This is a genomic window from uncultured Friedmanniella sp. (assembly GCF_964244285.1).
In the GTDB taxonomy this organism is placed as follows: domain Bacteria; phylum Actinomycetota; class Actinomycetes; order Propionibacteriales; family Propionibacteriaceae; genus Microlunatus.
In genome coordinates this window covers 1-7,079 of the sequence record NZ_CAXTHT010000025.1, presented here as the reverse complement: position 1 = coordinate 7,079, position 7,079 = coordinate 1, and the positions used below count along the sequence as shown (strand labels likewise).

4 protein-coding genes and 1 pseudogene are annotated in these 7,079 nt (G+C 70.1%); all 5 read right to left on the bottom strand.

Annotated elements, in window-relative coordinates; genetic code table 11:
* Positions 1 to 110: 110 nt before the first annotated feature.
* Positions 111 to 2,195: a glycosyl hydrolase gene (locus ACFE7W_RS20895; RefSeq protein WP_375426759.1), complete on the bottom strand. Its 2,085-nt coding sequence runs from the start codon at positions 2,193 to 2,195 to the stop codon at positions 111 to 113.
* A complete protein-coding gene (locus tag ACFE7W_RS20890) occupies positions 2,192 to 2,929 on the bottom strand; it encodes an HlyD family efflux transporter periplasmic adaptor subunit (protein WP_375426758.1) in 738 nt (245 codons plus the stop codon). The genes ACFE7W_RS20895 and ACFE7W_RS20890 overlap by 4 nt, the downstream gene beginning before the upstream one ends.
* Positions 2,930 to 3,077: 148 nt before the next feature.
* A complete protein-coding gene (locus ACFE7W_RS20885; protein ID WP_375426760.1) occupies positions 3,078 to 4,859 on the bottom strand; it encodes a glycosyltransferase family 2 protein in 1,782 nt (593 codons plus the stop codon).
* 513 nt (positions 4,860 to 5,372) lie between these two features.
* Positions 5,373 to 6,743: a hypothetical protein gene (locus ACFE7W_RS20880; RefSeq protein WP_375426757.1), complete on the bottom strand. Its 1,371-nt coding sequence runs from the start codon at positions 6,741 to 6,743 to the stop codon at positions 5,373 to 5,375.
* 121 nt (positions 6,744 to 6,864) lie between these two features.
* A pseudogene (locus tag ACFE7W_RS20875) lies at positions 6,865 to 7,079 on the bottom strand (carbohydrate ABC transporter permease); the annotation flags it as partial.

Genomic DNA, 7,079 nt, shown 5'->3' with positions numbered 1-7,079 from the left:
AGGAGGGCAAGAAGCGGATGAAGATGGTCGGCCGCGTCGAGGTCCCCCAGGAGGCCTTCGTGGCCGCGCTCGCCACCACCCAGCCAACCAAGGACTGACTCCTCGGTGGTTCAGGAACGGGCCGACATCAGCCAGGCCAGCAGGTAGGACCGGCTGTCGCCGTCGTCGATCCACTGAGAGTCCAGGGTCCGGGCCTTGGCCAGGGCGGCGGTGCGCTGGCTCTCCCCGGCCAGGGCGGAGTACATCAGCAGGTAGTCACCGAAGTGCTGGTCGAACCTGCCGCCCGTCGCGTCCGCTCCTCCCGTTGCTTCAGCGACGTTGGCGTCGATCTGTTTCGGGTCGCCGGCCAGGTAGCCCGCGGCCGGGCTCATCGGGATCAGCTGGATGCCCAGGATCGCCGCCGGCTCGGCGGAGAACCAGGTGCCGTAGTCGCGCTTGCCGCCCCAGTTCAGCGACACGATCTGGTGCCCGTAGCCCTTCAACGCCGGGTCGGCTCGGTCGACGTCGGTCCAGTAGGTGGTCGCCGACTCGGCCTCGGCGGAGGCCAGCCAGGTCGCCTCGGTCCGCAGCGCCTCGTTGCCGCTGGCGGCGGCCCACAGGCTCAGCCCCGTCCAGGCGGTGACGGCCTCGGAGCTGGACTCCTGGTTGTTCCCGTCCGCGAAGGGTGCGGTGCCCGAGGCCCAGGAGTGCCCGGCGTAGGCGTCGAAGACCCGCTGGTCGGGGAAGAGCCCGTTGCCGCCGGCCGAGGCCAGATCGGCGGCCAGCAGGTTCATCACCGGGGCGTACTTCTGCGCCAGGTCGGGGTCGTCCGCGGCCAGCACCCCGGCGGTGTAGAGGAAGTAGCCGTAGTGGAAGTGGTGGTCGTTGAACTCGTCCGAGCCGAAGGACGGGGTCAGCCCCACCAGGCCGTGGGCCGCCTCGTCGTAGACGAAGCAGAACGACGAGCGCGTCGTGCAGCCTTGCGGGTCGGTCCACTGCGCCATGGTGGTGGTCAGCCGCGACCTGATGTCGGCCGCGGCCTGGTCCGCGCCCACCTGTCGGGCCAGCTGGTAGAGCATGGCCGCCCGGTAGAGCGCCTTGCCGCCGTAGTAGGTGTCGGCCGGGAAGGCGGGCGTGGCCTTGACGTCGGACGTGACCTGGTCGCGGAGCTCGGCTCGCTCGTCGTCGCGCAGGCCGGTCAGGTCGAGCTGGCTCGGTGCGGTGGTGGTCGGGCTGTCCCAGGTCAGGTCGGTGACCGTGCAGAGCGTCATCGTGCCGTAGATGCTGGCGTACGTGCCGAGGTCGCAAGAGGTGCCGGCGGCCAGCCCACGCTTCTGGTGCGGGAGGATCGCCACGGCGGTGTCGCCGGCGGACCGGTACGAGACGGTGGTGCTGACCTGGTCCGTTCCGACCCGGTAGCTCAGAGCACTGCCGGTGACCGGGGAGGCGAGTGCTCCCAGGGCTTCGGCCGAGCCGCCGTCCGGGACGGCGAACCAGGTGGCGGTCGCGTCCTTCGGCAGCGTGACGGTGGTGGTGGCGCCCGAGGACGCCACCGACGACCCGCCGTGCACGACGAGGCCGTAGTGGGTCGGCCCGACGGTGGCGGTCCAGACCTCACCCGAGCGGGTGAACGCCAACGGCACCGTCAGCGAGCCGGCGCGGACCGCGGTGGTGGAGACGAAGGGCGAGCCCTCGGCGAGGACGGTCCGGCTGATCGTCGTACCGCCGCCGTCGAGCTGATCCAGGGTCACCGTGGCGGTGTCGTAGGCGCTGACGCGGGAGGACGCGGCACCGGCGTCGACCGCCAGGTCCGGCTGGAAACCGCCGGTGACCGTCTTGGCCGTCGCGGTCACCCGGGGCAGGCCGAGCTGGTAGCCCGAGGCGGAGAGGCCGAACGACAGGGGTAGCGGGAAGACCGGCTGCGGTTGGTCACCGAAGACCAGACCCGAGAACCACCGGTTGGTCGGCGGCACCAGGCCCGCCGCCAGCCGGGTGGTCGCCAGGGGCTTGACGGTGCGGTGCGCGACACCGTCGACCAGCGGTCGCACCTGGTCGGCGGGCAGCACCGCCCCCGAGCTGCCGGTCGGGGCGGAGGTGCTGCCGCCCGGGGTCGGGCCGGGCTGGGAGCTGCAGCCCACCGCGCCCAGGGCGACCGCGAAGGCGACGGCCAGCTCGAGGACGGGCCTCCGCAGGCCGGCGCGCCGCCGAGCGGTCACTGCAGGCCGATCTGCCGGAGGAAGGCGAAGGCGGCGTCGTGGGTGCCGGCCAGCGGGCCGTCGTCGCGCAGCTGCACGGTGGCGACGACCGGAGTGCCGGTCCGGGTGAGGGTGCTCAGGTCGGGGTCCGCCAGGTCCGGGCTGTCGACGCGGATGTCGGCAGCGGCGTTGCCCTGCTGGGTCGAGACCTTGATGGTGCTGACGGTGCCCTCGACCTTGTCGTTGTCGGGCAGCAGGATCGAGACCGCTGCACCGACCTGGACCCGCTCGTAGTCGCGCGGGGTGAGCAGGAACTGCGCCTGCACGAACTGTGAGCCGGTGACGGTGATCTTGGCGAACGGCTGCCCGCCGGTCAGCGTGGTGCCCAGCCGGGCGCCGAGCTGCTCGACCTGGCCGGCCACGGTCGCCTTGTAGGTGATCGTGCCCTTCTTGGTGCTCACGTTGTAGGCCTCGGTGCTCGTGACCTTGACCTTGTTGGCCACGTCCTGGGAGAGCGCCGGGCTCTGCATGGTGAAGAGCTTGTCGCCGACCGCGACGATGTCGTTCTCCTCGACGTACTGCTTGACCACGGTGCCGCCGTAGCCGGCTCCGACGTCGTAGGAGTTGGTGCTGACGGTGGCGGTCAGGCTCTGGGCCTGGTGCTGGCGCTGGTTGAACACGACCGTCAGGGCGGCGACGAGCGCGATGACGGCGAGCAGTCCGGCACTCAGCCGGAGTCGGTTGGTCCAGGTCATGAGCAGAGCCTCTCGGGAATGAGGAGGGATGTCGGGTGACGCGTCCGGCTGGCGCGGCGGAGAACGCCGTCGCCCGACATCGGGACGCACGAGTGAGATCGGGGGGAGCTCAGGACCGCGGAGCGGGGAGCGCGACCGGCCAGAATCGTCATGCGAGAACTTCCTTCTGGGCGCGCCGGGCGAGGACGAGGTCGTCGCGGTCGACGGTGGGCGAGGGGACGGGGTGCCAGAGCCAGCCGTCGCCGGTCGACACCGGCTCGGGCGTGGCGGCCACCTCAGGGATCGAGGTCACGGGCGCGTTGACGGTCACGGCCCGGTGCTCCCGGCGGCTGCGTGTCGACTCCTTGAACGCCACCACCATGAAGACGGCGAGGATCAGGGTGTTCGTGACGTTCCAACCGGTGGCCAGGGTCAGCTGGCTGTTGTCGATGTCGCGCCAGATGGCGACGACGGAGGTGAGGGCCAGGAAAACGAAGGTCAGCACCTGCGGAATGATGAAGTTGAACGGTGACTCGGGCTTGTTCTTGCCCCCCGTCACGTGCCACTTCTGCTCTTTCCCGACGAAGGCGTTGAACAGCGCCTGCAGGTAGATCGGAAAGGACACGGCGGCCAGCATCAGCACCTCCCAACGGAACGAGCCGAGGGTGTAGAAGGCCAGCAGGATCTGCATCAGGTAGAAGCCGGCGTAGTAGATCGCCCACGTGGTGAGGCTGATGTCGAGGTTGACCGGCCGCAGGTCGAAGAAGATCTCCAGCGGCGGCACCAGCAGCAGGAGCCCGGGCGCGATCCCGGTCAGGTAGTGGGTCGCGGTGACCAGGTACATCAGCCGCTGGTCCATGGTCAGCTTGTGCCGCGGGCTCAGCGGATTGTGGGTCAGCATGATCTCGAAGCCGCCGGTCGCCCAGCGCAGCTGCTGCTTGGTGTAGGCCTCGATCGTCTCGGGCGCGTCGCCGACGGCGAGCTCGGTCGGGATGTAGATGGTCCGCCAGCCGCGCTCGTGCAGCATCAGCGAGGTCCAGACGTCCTCGGACTTGGAGTCGGTGTAGATCCCGCCGACGTCGTCGACGGCGGCGCGACGGTAGATCACGTTGGTGCCGACGCAGAAGGCGGCGTTGAAGTGGTTGCGGCCGCTCTGCACGAACTTGTAGAAGACGGTCTGCATGTAGCCGGCGCCGCGGGCGATCATCGAGCGGAGGTTGCCGTAGACCTGCGGCGTCTGGACGAACGCGACGTGCTCGTCGACGAAGAACGGGACGGTCTCGACCAGGAAGTTCGGCTTGGGCACGAAGTCGGCGTCGAAGACGCAGAACAGCTCGCCCTTGGCGATGGAGAGGGCGTGGTTGATGTTGCCGGCCTTCGCGCCGCCGCCGCTCAGCCTGCGGATGTAGAAGCAGCCGAGCTCGGCCGCCAGGGCCTTGACCTCCTCGGACCGGCCGTCGTCGAGGATCCAGGTACGGTGCCGGCCCTGGAGCGCCACGGCCGCGGCCGCGGTGCGACGGATGACGGCGGGGTCCTCCCCGTACACGGGGATGAAGACGTCGACGGTGATCTCGCGGCCGTCCATCACGATCGGCCAGAGCTCGGGGCGGTTCTTCAGCCCCGCGGCCTTGATCGCCTTGCGGTCGAAGAGACCGGTCTTGGCCTCGTAGAACGGGAAGTCGCGCGGGCCCTTGGTGCCGGTGAGGATCGTCCATCCCGACAGCAGGGCGTGGGCGACCAGGATCAGCTCGGCCGTCACCACCAGCAGGTAGGGGAGCAGGTTGCCACGGTTGCCCGGCGTGAGCAGGAAGGCGGCGTAGCGCAGGATCCCCAGGGTGGCGACCAGGGTGATCAGGATGAGGACGGGCGGGTACGGGTTGGCCGTCTCGGCCCGCCGGGTGCGGGGTACGTGGCGGTCCACGCGGGCGTAGTCGTGCTTCGGTCGGGACATGGTCTCCACGGGTCTCGCGTCGGCGGGAAGGGTGCACGACGTGCCGACCCGGGACGCGCCGCACCACCGTCGCGGACCGGTTCGGGTCCCGAGGGGAGGTGGGGCGCGCAGGGAGGCGGTCCGCTACGTGCGCGGCAACACTGCCAAGGGGACGCGCTGCACACCTGGTGTGGACCTGCCCCCGAGAAGACCGCCAGCATCTGGCGAGCTCCACACCGCCCTGGTGCGGGCGGTGGATCTGCACCGCTACCGGTGCCTGGGAATGAGTTTACGGCGTAATCGGGCCGGAGAAATCACCATTGACGGGAAATCGCCGTCACCGAACCGCACCGGAAGAATAGGGAGCAGCCCTCCCGACCTGAGGGGCGGGAACTGGTATCAAGCCCGAGCTCGACGCTCCTGACCGGCAGAGCCGACCCAGGCGTCCGGCTACTGGTATCAGACCTGTGGTGCCGGTGGTGATGAGGACCATTCCGGTGGATTGGTCAAGCCGGGCATGAGAGACATCACAGGTCAGAGATACCAGTACGGGTTCGTGCCGGTCGCGGCGAAGACGTACCAGGCGGTCGCCCCGACGTGCAGGTTCGCGAAGTAGCCGAACTGGAACCCGGTGTCCATCGGCGAGGACGCCGCGACGATCCCCCCCTCCACCCGGGCGCCACCGAAGACCTGTCCGCGACCGAGCTCACGCTGGGCGAACCGCAGCTGGGTGAGCAGGTCGGCGGCCGCGGCGGCGTCGCCCGCGTGCCCCCGGTCGCGCAGGGCGACCGTCAGCTGGGCGGAGCCCTCGAACCAGACGGCACAGTCGTCCGGCTTCGGGGTGTAGTCGAGGTTGCCGATCGTCGTCTCCGTGTCGGTGGTCAGGGAGCCGCTGGCGAACGCCACCCCGCGGACGCTCTGGTGGCCGGTGAGGGCGGAGTTGGCCCGCACCGGGGTGTCGGTGGTGGCGAGGTTGCCGGCCGCCCAGTCCAGGGCCGCGGCGTAGCCCGGCTTGGCCGCCGCGAGCCACGACCAGGTCTGGACGTCGAGCGGTCGCTGTGCCGGCGTCTGGTTGATCTTCGTGCCGTCGTCGGAGCCGGTCCAGAAGTAGCCGTCGTCGGCGTTCCAGACCCTGGTGACGAACGCCCACGCGTGGGCCGCACGGGCGGTCCAGGTGCTGTCGCCGGTGAGCTTGGCCAGCAGCCGGAAGTAGGCGTAGACGTCGATGTTGTGCTCGGTGGACTTGTGCTCGGTCAGGTCGGCGGTCTCCCCGAAGGTGTAGCCGCCCAGGCCGTCGTCGGAGTAGGTGTTCTCGTGGATCCACCGGCCGATGGCCAGCGTGCCCTGCCGGTACGCCGCCACTCCGGTCTTGCGGGCCAGCTGGGCCAGCGCGATGCCCGCCCAGGCCATGTCGCCGACGGCGGTCCCGACCAGCCCGAACTCCCAGCCGAAGTGGGCCGTCTCCTTCTCCGTACCGGCGCCGTTGACGAAGGTGTCCGCGTGATACGCCTGACGCAGTCGCGAGTCGGTGAAGGTCTCGTCGTGGCTCTGCGCGAACAGCAGGGCGTCACCGATGGCCCGGGCGTGCCTCACGTCGCCGGCCGCGAGCAGGGCGATCAGCGCGAGTGCGTTGTCGTAGACGAAGGCGATGTCGTCCAGGCCCGAGCCGTCGCAGTAGCTCTGGGCCAGTCGTGGACCGGTGGTGTGGTGCGCGTCGGTGACGGCGGCCAGGAACCGGACAGCTCGTGCGACCGCGGGCTTGTCGCCCGAGGCGGTGGCCAGTCGCTGGTGGGTGGCTGCGCCCGCCGGGGTGGTGACGGTGGCCAGCGGGACCAGGGCGCCGACGGCGATGCCGCTGCCCAGCAGGGTGCGACGGCGGACGGGGCGGGCAGGCGGGAGCGACATCGATCTCCTGAGTCGACCCCGAGCACGGACGAATGTGTGGGAAATGTACGAAGCGCCCCAGGGGGTGTCAAGAAGCGACACGGATGCGGCTGCCCCCGGCTGTCGAGGACCCTGCCGGACGTCAGTCGATGCCGGAGCGCTCGACGCCCTGCACCAGGTAGCGCTGCAGGAACAGGAACACGCCCAGCACGGGCAGGATGGCCACGGCGGCGCCGACGAAGAGCTGGGGCATGTCGATCCGCTGCGAGGACATGAACTGGCTCAGGGCCACCTGCACCGTGCGGAAGTCGCGGTCCTGGCCGATCAGCAGCGGCCAGAGGAAGGAGTTCCAGGAGC